The following is a 24,028-nucleotide window of genomic DNA, read 5'->3' as shown; positions in this document are numbered from 1 at the left end:
TATATATTTTACTTAAAAAACAATAATATTTTCAATTCTAATCTAAATTATTGAAGATTAGACACCACGTTCATTAGCATAGAGTAGTGTATGAAGCTGAGGGAGGACACGGACGTTCCTCCACGAATCATCTGCGGCTATTGTCTCCCAGAGTTCTTTGAGACGATCTAATTGATGCTGGACAATATTTCCTTCTGCTTTAGGTTCTGGATTACCAGCTGAGAGAAACATAACATCTGGTTGATACCGCTCTTGAATCATCTTAGCAAAGGCCAAATCAGCATCATCAAAGACAGGGACCTTAAAAGTAAGCTTATCAGGATCCAGCTGGGAAACAATAAAATCAAGTGTCTCCATATTGACTTCCATCTTAGATGATGGTGGTTTAGGACTTAAGGTTACTTGATCAATCTCCCTTAGCCACTCCTGCCAACGAGACCCTTGTGTTTCAACAGCCAAGGTCACGTCTCTTGCCTTGAGTTTTGAAACAAGCTCAGCCATATTAGCCGCTAAAAGAGCTGGATTCCCTCCAGATAAGGTTACATAGTCATAAGTTCCAAGAGCATCTAGAGCTTCAATAACTTCATCAGCTGTCATTCGTGTTGGTTTTTCTGAACCATCCCAAGTGAAAGCAGAATCACACCAATCACAGTGATAATCACATCCTGCAGTTCTTACAAACATGGTCTTTTGCCCAATAGCTCTACCTTCACCTTGAAAGGTCGGCCCAAAAATTTCAAGGACTGGTAATTTTAGTACTCGTTCTCTAGTCATCTAACCACTCCCGTCTAAACTCCGCAAAAGCTGTCGGTGTCTCATATAGCCGTACATACTCCAAACGAAGTTCACGCTCCTCCGAAAGATATTCACTAGTCGTCTGGAATATCCAGAAAACCATATTTTCTGCAGTCGTGTTCATATAAGGCAAAGACTCATTGAGATAACGGTGATCCAGATAAGGTTCCAAATGATTTTTGTAAATATTCTTAAGGTCACCAAAATCATAAGTCATACCACGCTCATCCAAGTAACCACTTACTGCAATCTGAAGGTGATAAGTATGGCCATGAAGGGACTTACACTTTCCCTCATAATTAAAGAGATGGTGGGCAGCATCAAAAGTAAACTCTTTAGACACCATTGTACGGTGAAGATTATACACTAGTGACTCACCCGTTTCAGTCTTGATTTCTTTCGGTGCAAAAAACATTAAGCATCTCCTTTTTCTGCAAGATATTTTTCAAGACCTTTTTGACGCAAGTGGCAGGCAGGGCAATCACCACATCCTGTCCCTATAATACCGTTATAGCAAGTCAGCGTTTTTTCACGAACGTAGTCAAAAGCTCCAAGTTGGTCAGCCAAAGCCCAAGTCTCAGCCTTATCTAACCACATAAGAGGAGTCTGAATAACAAAGTCATAGGCCATAGCAAGGTTGAGTGTGACATTAAGTGATTTGACAAAAACATCACGACAGTCTGGATAACCAGAAAAGTCTGTCTCACAAACACCCGTAACAATGTCAGTGATACCACGTTGCTTGGCTAGAACAGCTGCAAAAGAAAGGAAGAGATGATTACGCCCATCTACAAAAGTATTAGGAACTTCACCTTCTTCTGCCTCAATGTCAATATCAGATGTTAAGGCATTTTCAGTAATTTGACCAAGCAAAGACATATCCAAAAAATGGTGTTTAAGCCCTTGCTCTTGCGCAATCTCTTTAGCTACTTCAATTTCCAAGCTATGACGTTGCCCGTAAGCAAAAGTAACTAATTCAACTATTTCATAATGTTTTAGAGCCCAAAATAGGCAAGTAGTAGAATCTTGACCGCCACTAAAGACGATCAAAGCTGATTGACGTTTCATAATATTCCTCTTTATTCGTGATGTCTGGGACACATAAAAAGGCTCCTTGGAAGAGCCCAAAAAACGCCAGTAATGGTTTTTTTTAGCGATGGTGTCTCCCAAACATCGAAAATGATTTATCTTTAACAGTGTATCATAGTTAAGAAAAAAAGAAAAGAGCCTAGGCTCTCTTCCTTAGTCAATCTCAGCAATAACTTCGACTTCAATTTTAACATCTTTCGGCAGGCGTGCTACTTCTACCGCAGAACGTGCAGGGAAGTCAGCTTTAAATGCAGTCGCATAAACCTCATTAAAAGGAACAAAATCATTGATATCGCTAAGGAAACAAGTTGTTTTGACAACATGGTCAAAGTCTGTTCCAGCTTCCGCCAAAATAGCACCAACATTTTTAAGGACTTGTTCTGTCTGTTCTTGAATGGTTTCACCAATGATTTCACCTGTTTCTGGTGACAATGGTACTTGACCAGAAGCAAATAAAAGATTTCCTACGATTTTACCTTGAACATAAGGTCCAATCGCTGCCGGTGCTTTATCAGTATGAATAGTTTTTGCCATGATAGTTCTCCTTTGACTAGTATGTTATTATTATAGCAAAATATTCAGAAAATTGAAACATATATTTTCAAAAAGAAAAGAATTACGGCTCTATAATTTCTGTAGTGGGTAAAACCACTGTAGAGATTATAGAGCTTTTTAAGTATACACAAAAAGTCCCATAAGAACTATAATGAAGAGCGACAAAACCATCATTAGGAAGAACTTATGAGACTTATTAAGAATACCACAGAATTAATCGGAATTAAAAACCCTAACATCATTATTTCTCTTGTTTTTGAAAACGGATACTCATATCGAGGTTCAAGCAAAACTGGATTATCCTGTATACGAAACTACTTTTTGAAGTATCCATTGAAAGTACGCCAAAAGGTAAGGTTTATCACGATGGACATGTCAGGATCTTATATGCCACTAGTTCGAAGACTTTTTCTAAATGCCCAAATTATTATTGATTGTTTCCACATCATCCAGCAGCTTGATCGAGCCTTTTTAAAGACAAGAATTGCCATTATGAACCAGTTTAATAAGAATTCACTACCTTATTGAGATTTAAAAAATCACTGGCGACTTTTTCAAAAGGACAGTCGTAAGCTATCTCTCAACTCCTTCTATTCAAAAACCTTCAGACAAACTTTAGTACCACATGAAATCATTGAGAAGACATTGGTCTTTTCAGAAGAGATCGCTAATGCCTACAAACTTTATCAGCTTTTACTTTTTCACTTTCAGGAAAAAAGAGTAGATGAGTTTTTTGAGCTCATTCAAGAAAACTTAAACGTCGTCAATCATTACCTTCGAACGGTCTTTAGGACTTTTCTTAGACACAAACAATACATCAAGAATGCACTAGAAACAGACTATTCAAACGCAAAACTCGAAGCGACTAACAAGTTGATTAAAGACATCAAACGATTGGGCTTTGGTTTTAGAAACTTCATCAACTTTAAGAAACGTGTCTTCATCACTCTGAACATACAAAAAGAGAAAACCTATCCGGTCCTCTCTAGATGTTAGCTTTTCGTCACCCACTACAAGTTGACAAAGAGCCAGAATTATCTCCAGACTAATACTTCTCTTATTATTTCATATACTTTTTGACATAGCTATAGTAGTCTAGTTTTTTCTTTTTATTGAGTGCGAAGAGCATTTGTCCTTTAAAAGGTTCTTTGGCATCACTAGGTTCTAAAAAGAGAGCAATCTCTTTAGATTTCGTCGGAAAGAAGACTGTATAAGATGTTTCTTTTCCCTGATCTTTTACTTTAAGAGAATAATAGGTATAGTTATCTTTAGACTTAGGACCATCTACTATGCAGTTATAATCCTGCTCACCAATCGTTACTTTATCTTTCTTAAAAATGATCTTATAATCTTTTTTAAGAGCATCCTGAGCTTTCCACTCTCCTTGTAAAGAGGGAGTAGATTTGCTACAAGCAGCCATTAAAACCAAACAAAGTAAAGCTGACAAGCCGAGTGACCATCTTTTCATACACTTGCACTCCTAGAAAGTGACTTATGGTTTGATACGGTGCAACATACGTGGGAATGGAATAGCTTCACGGATGTGTTTTGTGCCAGCTACGAAAGTAACCATACGTTCAATACCGATACCAAAACCACCGTGTGGTACCGAACCATATTTACGAAGGTCAAGGTAGAATTCGTATTCTGAACGATCCATTCCGAGTTCTTCCATTTTTGCTACAAGGGCATCGTAATCATCTTCACGCATTGAACCACCAATGATTTCACCATAACCTTCTGGAGCCAAAAGGTCTGCACAAAGAACGCGCTCTGGATTACCAGGAACAGGTTTCATGTAGAAGGCCTTAAAGCTTGCTGGGTAATTAACGACGAATGTTGGAACACCAAAATAGTTTGAAATCCAAGTTTCGTGCGGTGAACCGAAGTCATCCCCATGTTCGAGGTGCTCGTAATCTGTATCTTCATCATTTTCATGGGCTTGAAGAAGATCAATTGCTTCATCATAAGATACACGTTTGAATGGCTCAGCAATGTATTTCTTAAGAAGATCTACGTCACGTTCAAGAATTTCAAGAGCTTGTGGTGCACGATCAATAGCACCTTGGATAAGAGCTTTGACATATGCTTCTTGCAAGTCAAGAGACTCATCATGTGACAAGAATGAATACTCAGCATCCATCATCCAAAACTCAGTCAAGTGACGACGTGTTTTTGATTTTTCAGCACGGAAAACAGGACCAAAGTCGAAGACACGACCAAGAGCCATAGCACCAGCCTCAAGATAAAGCTGACCAGATTGGCTCAAGAAAGCAGGTGTACCAAAGTAGTCTGTCTCAAACAATTCTGTTGAATCTTCAGCAGCATTACTAGACAAGATAGGACTATCAAATTTGATGAAGCCATTTTTATCAAAGAAATCATAAGTTGCATAGATAATGGCATTACGAATTTGTTGGATAGCCATTTGCTTACGTGAACGCAACCAGAGGTGACGATTATCCATCAAAAAGTCAGTACCGTGTTCTTTTGGAGTAATTGGGTAGTTTTGAGACTCACCGATAACTTCGATATCAGTAATATCCAATTCATAACCAAATTTTGAACGTTCATCTTCTTTGACCATCCCAGTTACGTAGATAGATGTTTCTTGGCTAAGGTGTTTGATAGTATCAAATTTTTCAAGACCTTCTTCTTCACCAAATTTTTCGATAAAGTTTGGTTTGAAAGCAACCCCTTGGAAAAAGGCTGTTCCATCACGCAATTGCAAGAAAGCAATTTTACCTTTTCCTGATTTGTTAGCAACCCAAGCTCCGATAGTGATTTCTTCACCGATGTGTTTAGGTACATCAATAATTGAAACTAATTGTCTAGACATGTAATTACTTCTCTTTTCTTTTAAACTATATTATATTTATTTTTCCATAAAAGCTTTGATACGACGAACAGCCTCTTTCAGAATATCCAAATCTGTAGCGTAGCTAAGACGAATATTTTCAGGAGCACCAAATCCCGCACCTGTCACTAAAGCCACCTCTGCCTCTTCAAGGATGGCATTGGTAAAATCATTGACATCTGTATAGCCTTTGATTTCCATAGCTTTTTTTACATTAGGAAAAAGGTAAAAGGCACCTTGAGGTTTGATAACTTCAAATCCAGGTACTTCAGCCAAGAGTGGATAAATCGTATTCAAACGTTCTTCAAAGGCTTTACGCATCTCTTCGATAGAAGACTGATCACCGGTTAAAGCTTCAATAGCAGCGTATTGAGAAACTGACGTAAGATTTGATGTCGTTTGACTGATAATCTTCGCCATTCCTGAGATAATTTCTGGTTCTCCGACAGCAAATCCCACACGCCATCCTGTCATTGCATATGTCTTAGAAACGCCATTAATAACAATTGTTTGCTTACGAATAGCATCTGACAAGCTTGAAATTGGTGTGAAAGTATTGCCATTGTAGACCAATCGACCATAAATGTCATCGGCTAAAATCAAAATATCATGCTCAACTGCCCAGTCGCCAATTGATTGCAATTCTTCTTTACTATAAATCATTCCGGTTGGATTTGATGGAGAATTAAGCAAGACAACCTTGGTTTTTTCAGTACGAGCTGCTTCAAGTTGCTCAACTGTAGCTTTAAAGTGATTTGCTTCAGTCGTTTGAAAAGTAACTGGAACACCTTCAACCATTTTAACTTGGTCTACGTAAGAAACCCAGTAAGGTGTTGGAATAATGACTTCATCACCAGGATTGATAACCGTAGCAAAGAAGGCATACAAGATAAACTTAGCACCTGTGCCAACAACAATCTCGCTATGTTTCACAGTATAGCCATAGAAATTTTCCATATAAGTGCTAACAGCATCTTTGAGTTCTGGAAGCCCAGAAGCCACGGTATAAAAACTTGCTTTCCCATTTTCAATAGATGCAATCGCAGCATCTTGAATATTCTTAGGTGTAACAAAATCTGGCTCACCAAGTGTTAAACTCAAGATATCACGTCCCTTAGCTTTAAGAGCTTTAGCACGCGCACTGGCAGCTAAAGTAACACTTTCTTCCATTTGTAATACACGATTTGATAATTTTGTCATTTCATTATAGTCCTTCTACTTTAATAACCTGACCTGAGATAAAATCAACCAGGTAATACCGGGTCCCTGACTTCACTTCCCAAATAGGAGTTTTGCCATATTTTCCTAGGTGTACATAGGCTATGTCCTTGGCACCATAGGCTTTAGCTGCTTTTTTAGCCACTGACTTACTTATACCATCAGATTGCTTATAGATATCGACCACACCTGAATCCTCATTGACGATAAGAGCTAATTTTTCACCCTTACTTGACTGTCCAAGAAGGCCATAATAGGTAGCCTTACCGTTGTAGATATTAAATTCAGAAACAGTATGAATATCTGCTTTGGTCTTAGCTATGGCAATCACTTGCTTCTCAGCATCGACATAGGGCTTTACCGCAACAACTAGCATTGCTGTAATGGATAGAATTACAGTCACAACGAGAACAATCATTCCAAAAATAAGCTGTTGCTTTTTTGTCCACGGTTGTCGATGTTTACGCATAATGCCTCCTAAAAAAGTTTCTGAGTTTATTATATCAGAAAAAGAGAAATCTTTATATAGCTATATCACTAGTAATAACTATCTTTTTATGACTCAGGAAATGCGTAGAAACTCTGTCGTCTTAGAAAATCTTTGACTAAAAAATTAACACTCTTTTTCTAAGAATTCTTGAATGTCCTCTTTTAGCTGCTTAAATGGTGCATGTCTAAGGGTGACTTCTTGTGATACTTCCTTTATGAACAGTTTTCCATAGCTCTTAACTAGGGGACGATTATCCATTAAAAGAATAGCTGATCGCTGTTCTGGTCTTCTTTGGGCACGTCCAATAGCCTGTTTGAAACGTAAAACCATCATCGGGAGACTGTAACTATCAAAAGTACTTTTTCCTTGCTTAGAGAACAAAGACTCTATTTTTTGATAGAAAGGATCTTTAGGATTGTCAAAAGGAAGACGTGTGATAACCTCGATCACCTTATCTTGTTGAGCAAAATCAGCACCCTCCCAGAACGATCCCATACCAAGTAAGAGATTAGTCTCACCTCTATCGAAACGTTTTTTGATGTTAAAGGCTGTCCCATTTTTCTCTTGAGTCAAGTGATGAACTTCCCTATGATCTAACAAATCAGAAACAGCTATCATACTCTTTCGAGATGTAAATAATACAAAAATAGGATATCCCATTGCAGATAGTTTCTGGAGTCGCTTTGCAATCGCTTCTCCATATTCTTCTTCAGAAGAAACGCCAATCATAGGCATGGTTTGGTCAATCCAGATAGATTGATTTCGCAAACCATCCATTGGAAGGCTTACTTTATGTACCTGACTTAGTCCTAATAAATCAGCTACATCGACATCTGGACCAATATCAATTGTTGCTGAAACGATTATCACTTTTTGAGCACTTGGGAGATAATCAGATAATTTCAATAGCTCCTGACGTGAAGCATTTAAATATGTAACGCGATGTTCCTGATAATAGTCTGTTTCAAGCCAAAATTGACTATAATGCGGTGTGTTCAATGATGACACCATCTCCATCACATCACTCTCACCTTCAAGTTCAGAAATGGTTTGAAGCAAACGATTTAATTGCTGCCGATTATACTGCTTCTGAGGGAATTGTTGATGCTCTTGAATTAAATGTCTCACTTCAAACTGCAAATTTTCAAGCAAACGCTGTTGTAACAAAGTCTGATTACCGCTATCAAGAATACGATGAATATGTTGCAAAAGAGTAGTAAGATTGACTTGATAACGTGAAAACTGTTCCAAAGCCAGAACCATCTTTTGTCCTTCATCAATCACAAGAGTCTTTCCTCGAACAAAATCATGGTCATCTTCCATACGTGTCAATAGATAAGCATGATTGGTTACAACCACTCTAGCTTCTTGACTTTTTTGACAAGACTGCTTCCAAAAATCGTACTCTACAAAAAGACTATCTGCCTTTAGCTTACCATCATGTTTGATTTCATCAAAATAAGCCATGTAGCGTTGTTTCTGTTTAATTTCGTCAAGATCACCAGTTTCGGTTTCAGTCAACCAAACTAAAAGTTGCATTTTATAACGATTAATCAAGCGGTTACTATCCTGACGAAACAAGGTCTGGTAAAAGGCATCTAATTTGATGTAGTTATGTGGTCCTTTTAGACTATGAAAGTTAATGTTAAAGACTTTTGCTAAGGCCTTGGCCTCCTGACTCATAATCTGATTTTGAAGAAGCTTTGTTGGAACAGATACTACTACTTTATCGACATCGGCTTGTGCTAACAAAGGGATCAGGTAGCCATAGGTTTTCCCGATTCCAGTTTGAGCTTGGATCATTGAAATATCAATATTGTCAAATTCCCTCCTCACTGTCTTCGCAAATTCCTCTTGTTTAGCTCTTGATTCTAAACCTAAGAGAGCAATATTAGTTTCAAAATCTTGAGAAAGCTTACGTTCCGACATGTAAGTCAAAGGTCTACGAAGTACGATACCAGATTCCTCAAGCATGATATATTCCTTTGAAAGGCTGTTAGTTTTACCTTTTATGGCATCACGAATAGCCAATTCAGACTCAAAAAGTAAATTATCAGAAAATGTCAAAAGCATATCAATGGTCTGTCTAGGTAAGCTAGCAATCTTATCCATCAAATGAAACAAAAGCTTCCCTGTAGCTCTCGCATCTTCAATTGCCGTATGAGCTTGAGCTAAGTCAAGATTTAAGACTCGTGATAAATAAGAAAGATTATATTGTTCTAGCGTCGGATAAAAGACCTGAGCTAATTCGACTGTATCAACACGAGGCGTCCTTAGTTCGAAGCCCTCCATAAAAAGTGCCTCTGCAAGCAAGTTTGCATCAAATTTTACATTATGGGCAACAAAAATACAATCCTCAATCAGTTCAAAAATGGTTCTAGCAATTTCTGAGAAATCTGGTGCCTGAGACAACTGTTGATCAGTAATTCCTGTTAAGTGAACAATATGATTATCAAGTTTTTGGTGGGGATTAACGTCACTCGCAAATTCGTCAATTACCCTACCATTTTGCATGATAACAATTCCCACCTGTATTATACAAGCCGTTGATGAAGCCGATGTAGCTTCCAAATCAACAATGGCATATTTATTCGTGCTTTTTTCACTCATAACAACCTTATTATAGCATATCCAGGACACCAAAAAAAGACAAAGCCATCATTCTGATATTGGAAAAAGCCTGAATTTCGTGCTAAACTAGAGCTATGAAAATAAAACGAATTTTAAATCCTGTTGCCCAGGAAAACACCTATATTTTAGAAAACGAATCAGCCAGCTTAGTCATTGATCCAGGAAGCAACACTTCAAGTATCTTAGCTAAACTCGAGGCAATTGCTAAACCTGTTGCTGCCATCCTCTTGACCCACACGCACTATGACCACATTATGAGCGTTGAAGCTGTCCGTCAAGCTTATAACCACCCGCCTGTCTATGTCGCAGAAGCCGAGAAAGACTGGTTAATGAATCCCGTCCATAATTTGTCTGGTCTTCCACGTCATGATGATATGGAGGATGTTATTGTCAATCCTGCTGACTACTATTTTGATTTTATCAAGGACTATAACATCGGCAACTTCCAGTTTAAAGTTGTTCCAACTCCTGGACATTCTATCGGTGGAGTTTCCTTTATCTTTGAAAAAGAAGAAACTGTTTTTTCTGGTGATGCCCTTTTTAAAGAAGCAGTTGGGCGATGGGACCTTCCTACAGGTAATCACGACCAGTTACTTTCTAGCATTCAAGATCAACTTCTCACTCTTCCTAACCACTATCGTGTTTTTCCGGGCCACGGATGGGACACAACTATCGGTCACGAAAAAATCTTTAACCCACATTTTTCATAAAAAGAAAAGCCCATCACTGCTGTTCTCATTTTGGCAAAGTTGGGCTTTTTGAGTACAAAAAAGAAGACCCGAGGGCCTTCTCATCAGAAACTCTTTTGAGCTCCTATTTAGATTTGATATAGTTAACACCATCTGCTTTAGGTGCAACGGATTTACCGAAGAATGCAGCTAAAACAATAGTTGTCAAAATATACGGTGCAATTTGCAAATAGACGTTTGGTACATGTGAAATAACAGGTAACTGTTTTCCGATGATTGCCAATGATTGTGACAAACCGAAGAACAAACTTGAGAGCATAGCTCCAACTGGATTCCAACGACCAAAAATCATAGCAGCCAAAGCAATGAAACCAGGACCAGCAATAGTGGTAACAGCAAAATTGTTTGAAATCGATTGGGCGTAAACCGCACCACCGACACCACCAAGGAAACCAGAAATCATAACACCGTAGTAACGCATACGATAAACGTTAATCCCAAGTGTATCTGCAGCCTGTGGGTGTTCACCAACTGAACGAAGACGCAAACCAAAGCGTGTCTTGAAGATTATCCACCATGACACTACTGAAACTAAAATGGCTACATAAGCAATCAAAGAAACATTAGTAAAGAAAATCTTACCCAAGACAGGAATGTTACTCAAGATAGGGAAGGAAACGGTTTTAAAGTTATGACTGATAGCTGGTGTTTGACCTGCACCGTAAATAACACGTGTCAAGAAGACAGCCAAAGACGGTGCAATCAGGTTCAAAACTGTACCTGAGACAACATGGTCCGCACGAAAGTTAACTGTCGCAGCAGCATGGAGCAAGGAATAAAGAAGCCCAATAAATCCTGCTACCAAGGCCGCAATCCAAGGTGTTGCATTGCCAAAACTATCCGCAAAATTTAAGTTAAAGAGAACACCTGCGAAGGCCCCAATAACCATGATTCCTTCAAGTCCGACGTTTACGATACCCCCTCGTTCAGAGAAAGTACCACCGATACTCGTGAAAATCAGCGGTGCTGAATATTTCAGCATAGAGGCAACAATTAAGGATAAGATTGTAATAAAGTCCATATTAGTTTTGTCCTCCTTTAGCTTTCACTGATTTATGACGAGGGCGAATCCAATATTTAATAATGTAGTTGGCACCAACGAAAAAGATAATCAAAGCTGATACAACATCAATAATTTCTGATGGCACACCAATCATACCAGTTTTACCAACAGACAAGACACCATAGAGAAGAGCTGCAAATGGAATACCAATTGGTGAATTGGCTGCTAAGAGGGAAACGGCCATACCATTCCAACCGATAGCTAATGAAGAATTTTGTACAAAGGCATTTTGGAAAGTCCCAAGTCCTTCTACTGTTCCTCCAAGACCACAGAGTGCACCTGAAATAATCATAGACATGATAATCACTCGTTTTGATGAGATTCCGGCGTACTCAGACGCATTTGGATTAAAACCAACAGATGTAATTTCAAACCCTGTTGTTGTTTTCTTAAGCATGAACCAAACTAGGAATACAGCTACAATAGCAAGAAAGAAACCAATATTGAAACGTGATCCATCTGTTAAAGAAGACAGAAAATCTGTTTGGTAACTTGCGGAAGCTGAAACCCTGTTAGAGGCTTCTGATGAACGTAACATATCAGCTGTGAAACCAAAACGGACAATATTGTTAGCAACATACAAAATGATATAGTTCATCATGATGGTAACGATAACCTCGCTTGTTCCAAGGTAGGCACGAAGAATACCTGGAACAGCACCAGTGATACCACCGGCAACTAGACCAATAATGACAGTACAAACAATAGAAACTACTTTAGGTAATTCAGGAAAGGCTAGCGCAAACCACACCGCAGAGGTCCAACCAGCTAAGGCCTGCCCTGGCAAACCAATGTTGAAAAGTCCTGCCTTAGATGCTACAGAGAAACCAAGTGCAATCAGAATCAATGGACTCATCGCACGTAGAATTTCACCAATATTTTTCAAAGAACCAAAGGCCGTTGAGAAAAGATCGTAGTAAGCCCAGAATGGATCATAACCAAAGATTAACATCAAAACAGCACCGACCAGCATTCCCAAGAGGATAGCAATTAAAGGAACTGCCCAATTTTGTGTTTTTTTAGACATTTGCTTCCTCCTTATTCAATTGTCCACCAGCCATAAGGATACCAAGATCTTGCTTATTGGTTTTAACAGGATCTAGGATACCTTGAATTGCACCATCATAGATAACAGCAATTTGATCTGACATATCAAGAATTTCATCCAATTCAAAGCTGACAACAATGATAGCCTTACCTTTATCGCGTTCAGCGATAATACGTTTACGGATATACTCAATGGCACCAACATCAAGACCACGAGTTGGTTGACTTACAATAAGAAGATCTGGATTACGGTCAATTTCACGGGCGATAACTGCTTTTTGTTGGTTACCACCTGACAAATCACCACCGGCGATTAATTCTCCAGCACCACGAACGTCAAATTCGTTCATCAATTCACTAGCCTTTGCATTTATGATATTATAATTCAAAATACCATTCTTAGAATTAGGCTCCTTATAATAGGTTTGAAGAGCAATATTTTCAGCAACTGTCATCTCAAGAATCATACCATCACGATGGCGATCCTCTGGAATATGACCGACACTCATCTCAGTAATCTGACGTATGGTCTTATTAATGATAGACTCACCCTTAATAGTGATGTCACCAGACTCAATTTTACGAAGTCCCGTAATCGCTTGGACAAGTTCTGTCTGTCCATTTCCATCAATACCAGCGATACCAATTATCTCACCAGCACGCACATCTAACGATAAGTTTTTAACAGCTGGAATGCCTCGATTCTCATTAACCACCAAATTTTTAATAGAAAGAACCACTTCTTTAGGATTTGAAGGAATTTTCTCTGTTTTAAAGGAAACATGACGACCAACCATCATCTCAGCCAAATCGGCATTTGTAGACCCTTCGATAGTAACTGTATCAATTGACTTACCACGTCTGATAACCGTAACACGATCAGAAACCGCACGAATTTCATCCAACTTATGGGTGATAAGGATAATAGACTTACCTTCCTTAACCAAAGTTCTCATGATGTTTAAAAGTTCCGTAATTTCAGAAGGTGTCAAAACGGCTGTGGGCTCATCGAAAATCAAAATATCAGCACCACGGTACAAGGTTTTAAGGATTTCAACACGTTGTTGGGCACCGACAGAGATGTCTGCAACCTTAGCTGATGGATCAACCGCAAGGCCATATCGTTGAGACAATTCTGTAATTTCCTTTACAGCCCTCTTCATATCAAGAACACCACCAGATTTGGTCACTTCACTACCTAAAATGATGTTTTCAGCAACTGTAAAAGCTTCAACCAACATAAAGTGCTGGTGGACCATCCCAATACCCAATTTTGTTGCTTTAGACGGTGAATCAATAGACACAACTTGCCCATTTACCTTAATTGTTCCACTTGTAGGCTGTAAAAGGCCTGCAAGCATATTCATTAAGGTTGACTTACCCGCACCATTTTCACCGAGGAGGGCATGGATTTCTCCTGGTCTCACATCGAGATTGATGTGATCATTTGCAACAAATTCACCAAATTTTTTGGTAATGTCGTGCATTTCAATGACATTTGGCTTCGTCATACAATCTCCTATCAAAAATAATTATTATATCAGCAAAGGAAATCATAAACTGCTTTCCTTTGCTGAGACAAAAATTGTCCCAGTTTAAGGTCTAAGTGTGTGTACTTAACCCATTATTTGCTAAGACCATCAGTTGGTTTCAATTCACCATTCTTGATTTGATCTTTAGCTTTTACAACTGCATCCCTAATATCTGAAGGGAGACTAGATGTTACGATGTCAACACCACCATCTTTGATACCATAAGTCTTAGTTTTACCACCTTCAAATTCTTTGCCTTTTACTTGATCGTTAGCAATGTCTTTAACGACTGTACCAACCTGTTTAATTGTTGAAGTTAAAACGAAGTTAGATTTTTTCTTATCTGAAGACGTATAGTTTCCTTCTGCTGATTGGTCACGGTCAACACCGATTACCCAAACTTTTTTATTGCTATCAGCGCTAAGTTTTTCATTAATCTCTTTAGCGGCTGTGAAGACACCTGTACCAGTTCCACCAGCAGCTTGATAGATAACATCTGCGCCTGAAGCATACATTGTTGAAGCAATAGTTGAACCTTTAGCAGCATCATTGAATGACTCAGCATATTGAACTTGAACATCAATATCAGGTTTTACAGATTTAGCTCCTGCAGTGAAACCAGCTTCGAAACGTGTAATTGTGTCTGATTTTTGACCACCGATGAAACCAACTTTCTTGTTTTGTGATTGCATTGCTGCGGCGATACCTGCAAGGTAAGCTCCTTCATTATCAGCAAACAATACGCTTTCAACGTTCTTTTGGTCTTTAATTACGTCATCGATGATAACGTAATTAATTTTCTCATTATCTTTAGCTGATTCTGAAATAGCATCGTGAAGTCTAAAACTAACACCAAAGATAAGATTATAATTTTGGTCTACAGCTGATGACAAGTTCGTTGCAAAATCAGATTCTGAGTTTGATTGGAAATATGTGTAACCTGAATCTTTTTCAAGTTTGTTAGCTTTACCCCAAGCTTGAAGACCTTCCCATGCTGATTGGTTAAATGATTTATCATCAACACCAGCACTATCTGTAATAATTGCAGCTCTAACTTTCGAATCAGCTGCTGATCCACCTCGTCCACCACGAGCACAGGCCACAAGACCAACTACTGCTACAGCAACAAGACCAATTCCAATAATTCTCTTGTTCAATTTCATCTTGAACACTCCTCCTATAAACTTGCAAGAAACCCTGCTTAATAAAGAATATAACAACTAGACTATTGTAAGTCTGTAAAAGAGTATGGTAACAACTCTCCGACTGTCATCACGACTGTCGATTTATCTTAAGCGATAAGAATCACTTTAGAATCCTGTTTAAAAAATTCGGCCATTACTTGACGGCATGCACCGCAAGGTGAGATGGGTTGCTCAGTGTCACCGTAGACGACTATCATTTCAAAATCTCGATGACCTTCTGAAACTGCTTTAAATATAGCAGTACGTTCTGCGCAATTAGTTAAACCAAAAGATGCATTCTCAATGTTGCAACCTTTATACATCTGACCGTCGTTTGTCAGAAGAGCTGCACCTACGCGGAAATGTGAGTAAGGAACGTAGGCGTTGCCAGCAGCTTCCTCAGCTTCCTCAATAATTTGTGATATCTCAGTATCCACCATCGACACTCTCACCTTCCATTATCGCAACACCCGCAGATGTTCCAATCCGATTAGCCCCTGCTTTAATAAAAGCTTGCGCATCTTTATAGGAACGTGTTCCTCCAGCTGCTTTAACCCCCATATTTGGTCCTACTACTTCTCGCATGAGTTCAATATCTTCTATAGTTGCCCCACCAGTTGAGAAACCAGTAGAGGTTTTTACGAAGTCTGCTCCTGCAAGTTTGGCAAGTTGACAGGCTTGAACTTTTTCATCGTAACTAAGCAGGCAAGTCTCAATAATGACTTTGACTAACTTATCTCCACTAGCGTCCACTACTGCTTTAATATCCGATTCAACAAGTTCATTCTGTCCAGATTTTAGAGCACCGATATTGATTACCATATCGACTTCATCTACACCATTGAAATTGCATCTCGTGTTTCAAACGCTTTAACAGACGATGTTGTTGCTCCTAGTGGGAATCCAATTACTGTACAAACCTTAACGGAACTATCTTTTAGCAAATCAGCAGCAGTCTTTACCCAAGTTGGATTAACACAAACACTTGCAAATTCATATTTTTTTGCTTCTGCAATCAACTTTTCAATCTGTTCAAGCGTCGCATCTGGCTTTAGTAAAGTGTGGTCAATATATGTATTAACTGTCATAAATATACTCCTTAAACAAGCTCTCTCATTTATTAAGAAATAATTTTTAAAATTTCTTTTGGCTTCTTACATTCATTGCTGATTTGTAATATAAGCTTTAAATTCATCAATTAGCTCTTCGGTTAGGGCTTGGTCACTATAAATATTAGCAACAGTTTCACTTACTTTGACAGAATCCCCATTTTTTCTCAAAAACAATCCCTGTTTCATAATTAAGAGTGTCAGCTTTAGTAGTACGACCAGCCCCTAATTTCATAGCATATTTACCAAATGCTAAAGCTGGTAGTTCAGAAATATAACCCTCTTCATCAGCCAAAACTTCTGTGACATATGCTGCTGCACTCTTACGATAAAGGTCATCCAAGTCTCCACCTTGAGCTTCAATAAGTTCTTCAAATTTAGATAGAGCTACACCCTCCACTAAATGTTGACGAATTTTATCTGAACTCGATTCAACTCCTGTCAAATTTAAAAGAATCTCTGCTAATCCACAAATGAACTCTGTAATGTCTGCATGGCCCTTACCTTGCATAATTTCAATAGCTTCAAAAATTTCAAGACGGTTACCAATAGCTCTACCAAGTGGTTGACTCATATCTGTAATCACTGCAATTGTTTCTCGACCCACTTCACGGCCTAAGGAAACCATTGTTTCAGAAAGGTGCTCAGCCTCTTCCAAACTCTTCATAAAAGCACCTTGACCTACCGCAACGTCTAGAAGGATCTTATTAGCTCCTGCAGCAATCTTCTTAGACATAACAGAACTTGCAATCAAAGGAATTGAATCTACTGTAGCAGTCACTTCTCTAAGTGCATAAAGAAGTTTGTCCGCTTTAACAAGATGTTCTGACTGTTCAATAAGAGAAATTACCAATTTCTTTAACTTGTTGAATAAATTCTTCTTTGGTACGTTTGACTTGATATCCTTTTATAGATTCAAGTTTATCAATCGTACCTCCAGTATGACCTAATCCACGTCCGCTCATTTTAGCTACAGGTACACCAAAACTTACAACTAATGGCATTAAAATGATTGTTACCTTATCTTCAACACACCAGTTGAATGTTTATCAACTTTAACGCCTTCAATACTAGATAAATCATATTGATCACCTGAAGAAACCATCTCTGTCGTTAAATCATGAATTTCACGAATACTCATCCCTTTGTAATAGATTGCCATCGCCAGAGCTGAAACCTGATAATCTGGAATGTCACCAGATACATACCCTCGAATGAGATAAGCTATTTCTTCAGTGGTCAATTTACCACCATCACGTTTTTTTCAATTAAATCAACTGTTCTCATAACTTTTCGCTTCTAAGTATGTAATACCCCTTATCTTTTCTTATAATTTCCGAATTTCCAAAGACATCTTCCATCTTCGCTTTAGCAGAAGGTGCTCCTTGTTTCTTCTGGATAACAATTGTTAAACTTCCACCTTGATTAAGGTGATCAAATGCCCCTTCGATAATTTCATGAACTACCTTTTTCCCTGCACGTATTGGTGGATTGGATATTATATAATCAAACTTTTCTGAGACATTTTCATAGATGTTTGATTGAAAAATGTGAGCGACTACTCCGTTACGTTCAGCATTTTTTTTAGCTAAATCTATAGCCCTACTATTTATATCAATCATCGTTGATTGGACGCCTTGAACCTTTGCTAGACTAATTCCTAATGGACCATAGCCACAACCAACGTCAAGTAGGTTTTTTCCTCTTTCTAAATCTAAAGCATTGAGCAAGACCTGACTACCATAATCCACCATTTTTTTTGAAAACACACCTGCATCAGTATAAAAATGGAAACCTTGACCTAAGAGTGATACATTAAGATCGTGAATATCGTGAGCCGCATCTGGCGTCTCTGCATAATACATTTTAGACATATTTTTCCTTCTTTGTGTTCTTATCAAGTCATAGAAAATGATAAGGCTCATATCATATTAAGTATAACAGAAAAAAAAAGATAATGCTATAGAGAATGCTATATAAATGAGAAGGAATACATTAAGAAAACACCTTGATATTTCAAGTATCTCTCAAGTATCTTTTGAAATAAGAATGCTTACAAAATTTGTGTAGCATAACAAAAAAATAATGTCAACAATTTTGTAAAGGTTTATATTCCTTTTGTTTTAAATCCATCATTTATTATTTAGTGTTTTGATAAGGCTTACATGAATTAGTAAATTCTGCTATAATTAAGCCATGTTAAACGAATTTATCAATTTTGAAACTATATCTCGGAGCGATTGGCAAAGATTCTATCAAGAAGATCAAGTATCATTAACCCCAGAAGAACTAGAATCCATTAGGAGTTTAAATGACAAGATTGACGTTCAGGAAGTGAGGGACATCTATCTTCCTTTAATCAATTTGATTCGTATTTATCATCGAGCTGCAGAGGACCTCACCTTTTCAAAAGGGATTTTTTTGCAAAAAGCACAGGCTAACAGACCTTTTATTATTGGTATCTCAGGTTCTGTTGCAGTCGGAAAATCAACAACTAGTCGCCTTCTGCAACTACTTCTTCAAAGAACCTTCCCTAAGGCGAAGGTTGATATGGTGACAACAGATGGTTTTTTATTCCCAAACCAGGTCCTCATAGATAAGGGAATACTTAATCGTAAAGGCTTCCCCGAATCCTACGACATGCCACTACTTCTCAATTTTCTAGATACCGTAAAAAATGGTGGGGATGTTAACATTCCTGTTTACTCACATGAGATTTATGATATTGTACCAGGACTTACTCAGAAAATTAGTCAACCAAATTTCCTAATTGTTGAAGGTATTAATGTTTTTCAGAATCCCATTAACCAACGTCTCTATATGAGTGACTATTTTGATTTTTCTATCTATATTGATGCTGACGTGAAAAATATCAAAACTTGGTATCTTGAACGTTTTCAAACTCTTCTTGAACTTGCTCGAAAAGATGAAAACAACTATTACCATCGTTTTACCAAATTTACAAAAGAAGAAGCTCTTTCCTTAGCGCAAAAAACTTGGACAGAAATCAACTTGGTAAATCTAGAAAATTATATCGAACCCACACGAAATCGTGCAGAGCTTATTCTTCATAAAGGTGATAGTCATAAAATCGACCTCATTCATTTAAAAAAATAGAAAAAGCTTGCCAAGGGTTCTAAAATAACGTATAATAACATAGTTAGATAAATTTGGAGGTGAAAACATTGGCAAATATTAAATCAGCTATCAAACGCGCTGAACTTAACGTTAAACAAAACGAAAAAAACTCAGCTCAAAAATCAGCTTTGCGTACTGCTATTAAGGCATTCAAGGCTAACCCAACTGAAGAAGCTTTCCGAGCTGCATCAGCAAGCATCGATAAAGCCGCTTCAAAAGGTTTGATTCATAAAAACAAAGCAAGCCGAGATAAATCACGTCTTGCAGCTAAATTGGCTAACTAATCGAAAACTCCAGTAGGAGTTTTTTCTTGTGGCTCTTTGTCAACTGTAGTGGGTGACAAAAAGCTAACATCTAGAGAGGACCGGATAGCTCCTATTTTTCTCTATCAGTTCAAAGAACTCATCTACTCTCTTCTCATGAAAGTGAAAAAGCAAAAGCTGATAAAGTGTATAGTAGTCAGTAAGCTCTGTTGCTTTTCATTATAGTTCTTATGGGACTTTTTGTGTACACTCAAAAAGCTCTATAATCCCTACAGTAGTTTTACCCACTACAGAAATTATAGAGCCTTTCTTGTCAAAATATCATAAAAATCCTGCTAACAATATGAACAGCTCCCTGTCAAGTGGACAATGAAATAATAAAATATTAGGCGACGGCCTTGTTCCTCATTTCAAGAGGGGCAAGGCCGTTATTGCGCTCTTGAAAACGTTGATGATTGTAAAAATAGATGTAGGCATCAATATCTGAAACTAGCTCCTCAAAAGTCTTATACTTCTTCAAATCATAGCACTCCGTCTTAAAGTGCCCAAAGAAACTCTCAATTGGTGCATTGTCAATACACTTACCAACACGAGACATGGAGCGGGTCATCTGATACTGGGTAGTTAAACGGTAATAATCTTTCGAAGTATACTGCGAACCTCGGTCGCTGTGAATTAATGGTGTCGCATTAGGATTAGCTTTTTGTGCTTTACGAAGTGTTTCCAATACCAATTCGTTATCATTAAATTGACCAACTACATAGGCGACAATTGAGCCGTCGTAAAGATCCTTAATAGCACTCAAATAGGCTTTACAGCTGAAACCGTACTTCAAGAAAGTCACATCTGTACACCATTTCTGATTTGGAGCAGTGGCTGTAAAATTACGATTGAGAATGTTGTCCTCTACATTGACAAAGCTAGTTTTAGTACAATAGCCCTTGGCTCTTCTGATAATGGAACGTAGACCTAGAATGTGCATCAAGCGTCGAATCCGCTTCTTGTTGTAGTTTGTTTCAAGCTTGCGATTGACAAATAGCGTCATACGACGATAACCAAGAATACCATTATGCTGGCTATGAAGTTTCTTGATGATATCCATCAAGCCTAAATTTTCCTGTTCAGAAGTTGTTTCTTGATGTTGTAACCACTTGTAATAGCCTGAGCGAGATACCTTTAGAATATGGCACAAGTGGCTGATAGAAACCTCTTCATACTCATCCGCATATTCTTTAATCGCTTGGAAGGTTTCCAAGTGCCGACCAAGTCTTACCGTCGGTTTCGTCGTTTGATTTCTTCTAACTTTTTTAGCAGGCCGTTCTCCATTTCAAGATACTTAATCCGCTCTTCCTGTTGCTTGATTTTGAGGCGTAACTCTTCTTCTGGAGTAAGGTTTGGTTTACTTGTAAGACCTTTTCCACGACGATCTAGGAGACCGTTAGAACCGTCCTTCTCGAACTTTCTGACCCAAGAATAGATCTGCTGGTAGGAAATACCATACTTCTCAACAGCCCCTTGGTAATCTTTCTCGTGGGCAAGGGTAAAATTGACAATCTCAATTCGTTCTTCAAATGTTGTCTTGCGTCCTTGCTTCATGCGTCTCATTCCTTTACTAGTAGCTTTCAGTTCTTTACCACTAGTATAACTTTTTATCCATGATCTGAGAACATAAGGGTCAGAAATTCCATATTTTTTGGTCAGATCTTTGAGACTTCCCAAGCCATTAAGATAGTCGGAAACAGCTTGTTCCTTTAGTTCCTTACTATACTTCTTCCATTGACGGCTTTCCTCTAGCCCATCAACACCAGCTTCTTTGTACTTCCGAACCCAGTTCGATAGGGTGTCTTTAGAGATACCTTGGTTTCTAGTTAACCAACTAAGTGATTTACCTTCTTCCAAGTGAAGCAGAACAATTTCTAGTTTCTCAGATACAGATTTTGGACTTCTTTTGGACATAATAAGACTCCCCTTATAGTTTCTAGTGAAAATTTTTATTTTTTCACTGTCCACTATAAGGGGAGTATATCAATAGGCTGGCAGGATTTTTAGTTGTTCATTAGACTCCGGTAATTTTAACTTCAAAAATAGTCCCCTTCGGCTGATTGTCCTTGACAATTATTGTTCCTTTAAGTGCAAGAACAATCTGTTGTGCCAAAGATAAGCCCAACCCAAAACCACCTTTTTGTCTAGTTCTAGCTTTGTCTACTCGGTAGAAACGATCAAAGATTTTTTTCTTATCTTCATCTGCAATACCAGGGCCATTGTCTGCCACTGTAATATAAAGATGACGATCATTAGTACGAACGGTGAGGGTCACCTGGCCATCATCTTCTGTATATTTGATAGCATTATCAAATAAAATTGTCATAAGCTGCTTCAATAGAGTCTTATCAGTTTTGATTGAGCGCCCAACCTGATTTTGAGCAGTAAACCCCTTTTCACTTTCTTCAGCAATCGTAGCATAATTGGTAAAGACTTTATCAAAGAAAGAAGAGTCTAGGATTTCAATTTCTGGTTTAATACCATCATCACGACGAGTCAAATTCAAGAGATTGGTCGTCAAAAGACGCATATTTCGGACTTCATCTAGACTATAAGCAATGTTCTCTGAATTGTCTAAAATTGTAGACTCTGGCTTGCGGAAAAGAGACTCTAGGCGGTTTTGAATCACAGCAAGTGGCGTACGCAACTCGTGGCTAGCATTCTCAACAAATGTCTTCTGCTTCTCAAGACTTTCCTGTATAGCCCGCATTAACCATTTTGCCAAATACAAACTAACCGCGATAGATAGTAGCCAAAAAAACTCATCATAATGAGAATTAGTTTTACATAACGTTCAGAGGCTTCTTCTAATTGCGTCGTATTGATTGCAATAACAACGTACTTAGCATCAGGATAGAAACTATTATCTACTTTTTCAGTAACCAAGCGATAATTTTCCGTTTGATCAAAATAGTTCTGAGCACTTCCCTTACTAATAACATCAATAGTATTTTGATCTATTGGTAAATTAGATAAGCTAGAAAATTTGTCGACAACGTTTAGGAGCTTTCCATTCTTATCAAGAACTAACACACTAGTATTAGCTGCTACAGTCAAATCATGAGGAGCATCCTCGATTTTTGATTTGGTCTTTTTAGATTTTGTCTTATAAACACTCGAATTAGGTATTTTGTCTAGCGATATGCTTTGCTATCATACTCCTGATAGATAGTTGCCGTATTATTTTGATCTACATCAGAAGTCAGAAAAAAATTCGCGTTTTAGCATTTCCATTTCCAAATAAGAATTGGTCTTAGTTACTGCTGCTTTCAGACTAGAGTCAACATTGGAATAAACTCCATAACTGAGAATCTGCAATATCATAACAGTCATGATAAGGAAAATACCAGAAAAAGTTGCAAAGAAATGGATGAAGAACTTAAAGCCGTCTGACTTGATTCTCCTGAAAAGATAATTGAAAAATTCAGTCAGCATTCTTCAAAATATACCCCACACTTCTTAAGGTTTGTAGGTTGGTAGCAAAATCAGTCCCCTTAAGTTTCTTACGAATTTTCGAAACATAAACTTCAACAACAGAGACATTGGTATCACTATCAAATCCCCAAAGACGATCAAAGATTTGCGACTTGGGCAAAATAACGTTTTGATTTTGTAGGAAGTAGACTAATAAATCAAATTCTTTACCAAGAAGTTCTACTTCTTCATCACCCACATAAGTTGAATTTGTAGAAAGGTTGACACAAACATCTCCAAAAGAAAAAGTATTTTGATCAAATTTACCAGAACGTTTCAAAAGTGCCTGAATACGCATCTTCAATTCTTCTAAATAGAAAGGCTTGGTTAGATAATCATCAGCTCCGAGTTCGAAGCCATGCCCCTTATCGTCTAGACTTTCCTTAGCAGTCATGATAAGAACAGGAGTCGTTATTCCTTGTTCACGCAATTCTTTAAGAACTGTAAAACCATCTTTTTCAGGTAACATTAAGTCCAAAAGAATCAAATCATAAACACCACTTTCAGCTTCGTAAAGACCTTCATCTCCATCAAATACTTGCATCACATCCGCAAAGTCATCTAAAAAATCAAAAACTGAGTTCGACAAACTCAAATCATCTTCTACTAGTAAAATTTTAATCATAGTTATCCCTCTTGCTAGGTGTAAAACCTAGTCATATATCTCTCTAAATCATCCTATTATATCGAAAATACATCTAATCTTCTAGTGCATTAATTTCTTTTATTTAGACTCAGTTTACCTTATTTTCCTTAAGAATGGAGCAAAAAACAGCACCTATAGGCACTGCT

The 24,028-nt window shown here is 37.9% G+C and carries 20 protein-coding genes and 5 pseudogenes; 4 read left to right on the top strand and 21 right to left on the bottom strand.

The genetic code is table 11. The annotated features are described in order from the left end of the window. Positions 1-57 precede the first annotated feature (57 nt). From queE to E3C75_RS06865, 4 genes are all read right to left on the bottom strand, one after another. The gene (queE, locus tag E3C75_RS06880; protein WP_014608214.1) at positions 58-774 is read right to left on the bottom strand and encodes a 7-carboxy-7-deazaguanine synthase QueE; all 717 of its coding nucleotides are present in this window, start codon (positions 772-774) and stop codon (positions 58-60) included. Continuing rightward, positions 767-1,210 (bottom strand): 6-carboxytetrahydropterin synthase QueD, encoded by a 444-nt coding sequence (queD, locus tag E3C75_RS06875; RefSeq protein WP_014608213.1) that lies wholly within the window; start codon positions 1,208-1,210, stop codon positions 767-769. Before queD ends, queE begins: the two co-directional genes overlap by 8 nt. Then, complete coding sequence (queC, locus tag E3C75_RS06870; RefSeq protein WP_100273526.1) at positions 1,210-1,863, bottom strand: 7-cyano-7-deazaguanine synthase QueC; 654 nt, start codon at positions 1,861-1,863, stop codon at positions 1,210-1,212. Before queC ends, queD begins: the two co-directional genes overlap by 1 nt. 174 nt (positions 1,864-2,037) lie before the next feature. Beyond that, complete coding sequence (locus E3C75_RS06865) at positions 2,038-2,418, bottom strand: RidA family protein (protein ID WP_002950526.1); 381 nt, start codon at positions 2,416-2,418, stop codon at positions 2,038-2,040. Positions 2,419-2,745: 327 nt separating this feature from the next. On the opposite strand from E3C75_RS06865, the pseudogene E3C75_RS06860 reads away from it, so the two are divergent. Next, a pseudogene (locus E3C75_RS06860) lies at positions 2,746-3,428 on the top strand (transposase); the annotation flags it as partial. Between the two features lie 71 nt (positions 3,429-3,499). Here E3C75_RS06860 and E3C75_RS06855 read toward each other — a convergent pair. The 5 genes from E3C75_RS06855 to E3C75_RS06835 all read right to left on the bottom strand — a co-directional run bounded on the left by E3C75_RS06855 (position 3,500) and on the right by E3C75_RS06835 (position 9,614). Further along, positions 3,500-3,907 carry a hypothetical protein gene (locus E3C75_RS06855; protein WP_084825926.1) on the bottom strand — a complete coding sequence of 136 codons (408 nt, stop codon included), beginning with the start codon at positions 3,905-3,907 and terminating at the stop codon, positions 3,500-3,502. A 24-nt stretch (positions 3,908-3,931) separates the two neighbouring features. After that, positions 3,932-5,278: an asparagine--tRNA ligase gene (gene asnS / locus E3C75_RS06850; protein ID WP_014727534.1), complete on the bottom strand. Its 1,347-nt coding sequence runs from the start codon at positions 5,276-5,278 to the stop codon at positions 3,932-3,934. A gap of 36 nt (positions 5,279-5,314) precedes the next feature. Beyond that, positions 5,315-6,496, bottom strand: a complete 1,182-nt coding sequence (locus E3C75_RS06845; RefSeq protein ID WP_014727535.1) for a pyridoxal phosphate-dependent aminotransferase — start codon at positions 6,494-6,496, stop codon at positions 5,315-5,317. Between the two features lie 4 nt (positions 6,497-6,500). Beyond that, positions 6,501-6,983, bottom strand: a complete 483-nt coding sequence (locus tag E3C75_RS06840; RefSeq protein WP_011681058.1) for a cell wall elongation regulator TseB-like domain-containing protein — start codon at positions 6,981-6,983, stop codon at positions 6,501-6,503. A 144-nt stretch (positions 6,984-7,127) separates the two neighbouring features. Continuing rightward, positions 7,128-9,614: a bifunctional DnaQ family exonuclease/ATP-dependent helicase gene (locus tag E3C75_RS06835; protein ID WP_111679548.1), complete on the bottom strand. Its 2,487-nt coding sequence runs from the start codon at positions 9,612-9,614 to the stop codon at positions 7,128-7,130. A gap of 95 nt (positions 9,615-9,709) precedes the next feature. Here E3C75_RS06835 and E3C75_RS06830 point away from each other — a divergent pair, with 95 nt between their 5' ends. Then, positions 9,710-10,345: an MBL fold metallo-hydrolase gene (locus E3C75_RS06830; RefSeq protein ID WP_023909579.1), complete on the top strand. Its 636-nt coding sequence runs from the start codon at positions 9,710-9,712 to the stop codon at positions 10,343-10,345. Between the two features lie 103 nt (positions 10,346-10,448). Here the strand turns inward: E3C75_RS06830 and E3C75_RS06825 are convergent, their stop codons facing one another. From E3C75_RS06825 to E3C75_RS06790, 8 genes and pseudogenes are all read right to left on the bottom strand, one after another. Continuing rightward, positions 10,449-11,405, bottom strand: a complete 957-nt coding sequence (locus tag E3C75_RS06825; RefSeq protein WP_023909578.1) for an ABC transporter permease — start codon at positions 11,403-11,405, stop codon at positions 10,449-10,451. A 1-nt stretch (position 11,406) separates the two neighbouring features. Continuing rightward, positions 11,407-12,474 (bottom strand): ABC transporter permease, encoded by a 1,068-nt coding sequence (locus tag E3C75_RS06820; protein ID WP_002950506.1) that lies wholly within the window; start codon positions 12,472-12,474, stop codon positions 11,407-11,409. Then, complete coding sequence (locus tag E3C75_RS06815) at positions 12,467-14,005, bottom strand: ABC transporter ATP-binding protein (RefSeq protein WP_084825635.1); 1,539 nt, start codon at positions 14,003-14,005, stop codon at positions 12,467-12,469. Before E3C75_RS06815 ends, E3C75_RS06820 begins: the two co-directional genes overlap by 8 nt. Positions 14,006-14,118: 113 nt before the next feature. Beyond that, positions 14,119-15,183 carry a BMP family lipoprotein gene (locus tag E3C75_RS06810; RefSeq protein WP_172451569.1) on the bottom strand — a complete coding sequence of 355 codons (1,065 nt, stop codon included), beginning with the start codon at positions 15,181-15,183 and terminating at the stop codon, positions 14,119-14,121. A 68-nt stretch (positions 15,184-15,251) separates the two neighbouring features. Next, positions 15,252-15,650, bottom strand: a pseudogene (locus tag E3C75_RS06805) (cytidine deaminase). Continuing rightward, positions 15,637-16,298, bottom strand: a pseudogene (gene deoC, locus E3C75_RS06800) (deoxyribose-phosphate aldolase). Before deoC ends, E3C75_RS06805 begins: the two co-directional pseudogenes overlap by 14 nt. 32 nt (positions 16,299-16,330) lie before the next feature. Then, a pseudogene (locus E3C75_RS06795) lies at positions 16,331-17,606 on the bottom strand (pyrimidine-nucleoside phosphorylase). Further along, positions 17,603-18,193, bottom strand: coding sequence for a class I SAM-dependent methyltransferase (locus E3C75_RS06790; protein WP_014727541.1), 591 nt, complete (start codon positions 18,191-18,193; stop codon positions 17,603-17,605). Before E3C75_RS06790 ends, E3C75_RS06795 begins: the two are co-directional and overlap by 4 nt. Positions 18,194-18,515: 322 nt before the next feature. On the opposite strand from E3C75_RS06790, the gene coaA reads away from it, so the two are divergent. After that, a complete protein-coding gene (gene coaA, locus E3C75_RS06785) occupies positions 18,516-19,436 on the top strand; it encodes a type I pantothenate kinase (RefSeq protein ID WP_023909573.1) in 921 nt (306 codons plus the stop codon). A 68-nt stretch (positions 19,437-19,504) separates the two neighbouring features. After that, on the top strand, positions 19,505-19,741 hold the full coding sequence (rpsT, locus tag E3C75_RS06780) for a 30S ribosomal protein S20 (protein ID WP_084825632.1): 237 nt from the start codon (positions 19,505-19,507) through the stop codon (positions 19,739-19,741). Between the two features lie 364 nt (positions 19,742-20,105). Here the strand turns inward: rpsT and E3C75_RS06775 are convergent. The 4 genes and pseudogenes from E3C75_RS06775 to E3C75_RS06755 all read right to left on the bottom strand — a co-directional run bounded on the left by E3C75_RS06775 (position 20,106) and on the right by E3C75_RS06755 (position 23,861). Beyond that, positions 20,106-21,676 (bottom strand): IS3-like element ISSth1b family transposase gene (locus E3C75_RS06775; protein WP_106693466.1). Its coding sequence is split into 2 segments (ribosomal slippage): positions 20,106-21,031 and positions 21,031-21,676, totalling 1,572 coding nucleotides; the frame shifts between segments, so codons are not numbered across the junction. Between the two features lie 100 nt (positions 21,677-21,776). Next, positions 21,777-22,813, bottom strand: a pseudogene (locus tag E3C75_RS11645) (sensor histidine kinase); the annotation flags it as partial. A gap of 144 nt (positions 22,814-22,957) precedes the next feature. After that, a complete protein-coding gene (locus tag E3C75_RS12270) occupies positions 22,958-23,197 on the bottom strand; it encodes a histidine kinase (RefSeq protein WP_409350141.1) in 240 nt (79 codons plus the stop codon). Beyond that, positions 23,187-23,861, bottom strand: coding sequence for a response regulator transcription factor (locus E3C75_RS06755; RefSeq protein ID WP_084828742.1), 675 nt, complete (start codon positions 23,859-23,861; stop codon positions 23,187-23,189). The genes E3C75_RS12270 and E3C75_RS06755 overlap by 11 nt, the downstream gene beginning before the upstream one ends. Positions 23,862-24,028 lie beyond the last annotated feature (167 nt).

It is taken from the genome of Streptococcus thermophilus, assembly GCF_010120595.1.
Classification (GTDB): domain Bacteria; phylum Bacillota; class Bacilli; order Lactobacillales; family Streptococcaceae; genus Streptococcus; species Streptococcus thermophilus.
The sequence above is the reverse complement of the archived record's forward strand: the minus strand, read 5'-3'. Positions and strand labels throughout refer to the sequence as shown.

Bases quoted from the DNA above. Each gene is read 5' to 3' on its own strand.
- queC (WP_100273526.1), bottom strand. From the start codon at position 1,863: ATGAAACGTCAATCAGCTTTGATCGTCTTTAGTGGCGGTCAAGATTCT.
- E3C75_RS06755 (WP_084828742.1), bottom strand. From the start codon at position 23,861: ATGATTAAAATTTTACTAGTAGAAGATGATTTGAGTTTGTCGAACTCA.
- queE (WP_014608214.1), bottom strand. From the start codon at position 774: ATGACTAGAGAACGAGTACTAAAATTACCAGTCCTTGAAATTTTTGGG.
- E3C75_RS06820 (WP_002950506.1), bottom strand. From the start codon at position 12,474: ATGTCTAAAAAAACACAAAATTGGGCAGTTCCTTTAATTGCTATCCTC.
- E3C75_RS06815 (WP_084825635.1), bottom strand. From the start codon at position 14,005: ATGACGAAGCCAAATGTCATTGAAATGCACGACATTACCAAAAAATTT.
- E3C75_RS06855 (WP_084825926.1), bottom strand. From the start codon at position 3,907: ATGAAAAGATGGTCACTCGGCTTGTCAGCTTTACTTTGTTTGGTTTTA.
- E3C75_RS06835 (WP_111679548.1), bottom strand. From the start codon at position 9,614: ATGAGTGAAAAAAGCACGAATAAATATGCCATTGTTGATTTGGAAGCT.
- E3C75_RS06865 (WP_002950526.1), bottom strand. From the start codon at position 2,418: ATGGCAAAAACTATTCATACTGATAAAGCACCGGCAGCGATTGGACCT.
- E3C75_RS06790 (WP_014727541.1), bottom strand. From the start codon at position 18,193: ATGTCTAAAATGTATTATGCAGAGACGCCAGATGCGGCTCACGATATT.
- E3C75_RS06830 (WP_023909579.1), top strand. From the start codon at position 9,710: ATGAAAATAAAACGAATTTTAAATCCTGTTGCCCAGGAAAACACCTAT.
- E3C75_RS12270 (WP_409350141.1), bottom strand. From the start codon at position 23,197: ATGCTGACTGAATTTTTCAATTATCTTTTCAGGAGAATCAAGTCAGAC.
- asnS (WP_014727534.1), bottom strand. From the start codon at position 5,278: ATGTCTAGACAATTAGTTTCAATTATTGATGTACCTAAACACATCGGT.
- E3C75_RS06825 (WP_023909578.1), bottom strand. From the start codon at position 11,405: ATGGACTTTATTACAATCTTATCCTTAATTGTTGCCTCTATGCTGAAA.
- E3C75_RS06845 (WP_014727535.1), bottom strand. From the start codon at position 6,496: ATGACAAAATTATCAAATCGTGTATTACAAATGGAAGAAAGTGTTACT.
- E3C75_RS06840 (WP_011681058.1), bottom strand. From the start codon at position 6,983: ATGCGTAAACATCGACAACCGTGGACAAAAAAGCAACAGCTTATTTTT.
- queD (WP_014608213.1), bottom strand. From the start codon at position 1,210: ATGTTTTTTGCACCGAAAGAAATCAAGACTGAAACGGGTGAGTCACTA.
- coaA (WP_023909573.1), top strand. From the start codon at position 18,516: ATGTTAAACGAATTTATCAATTTTGAAACTATATCTCGGAGCGATTGG.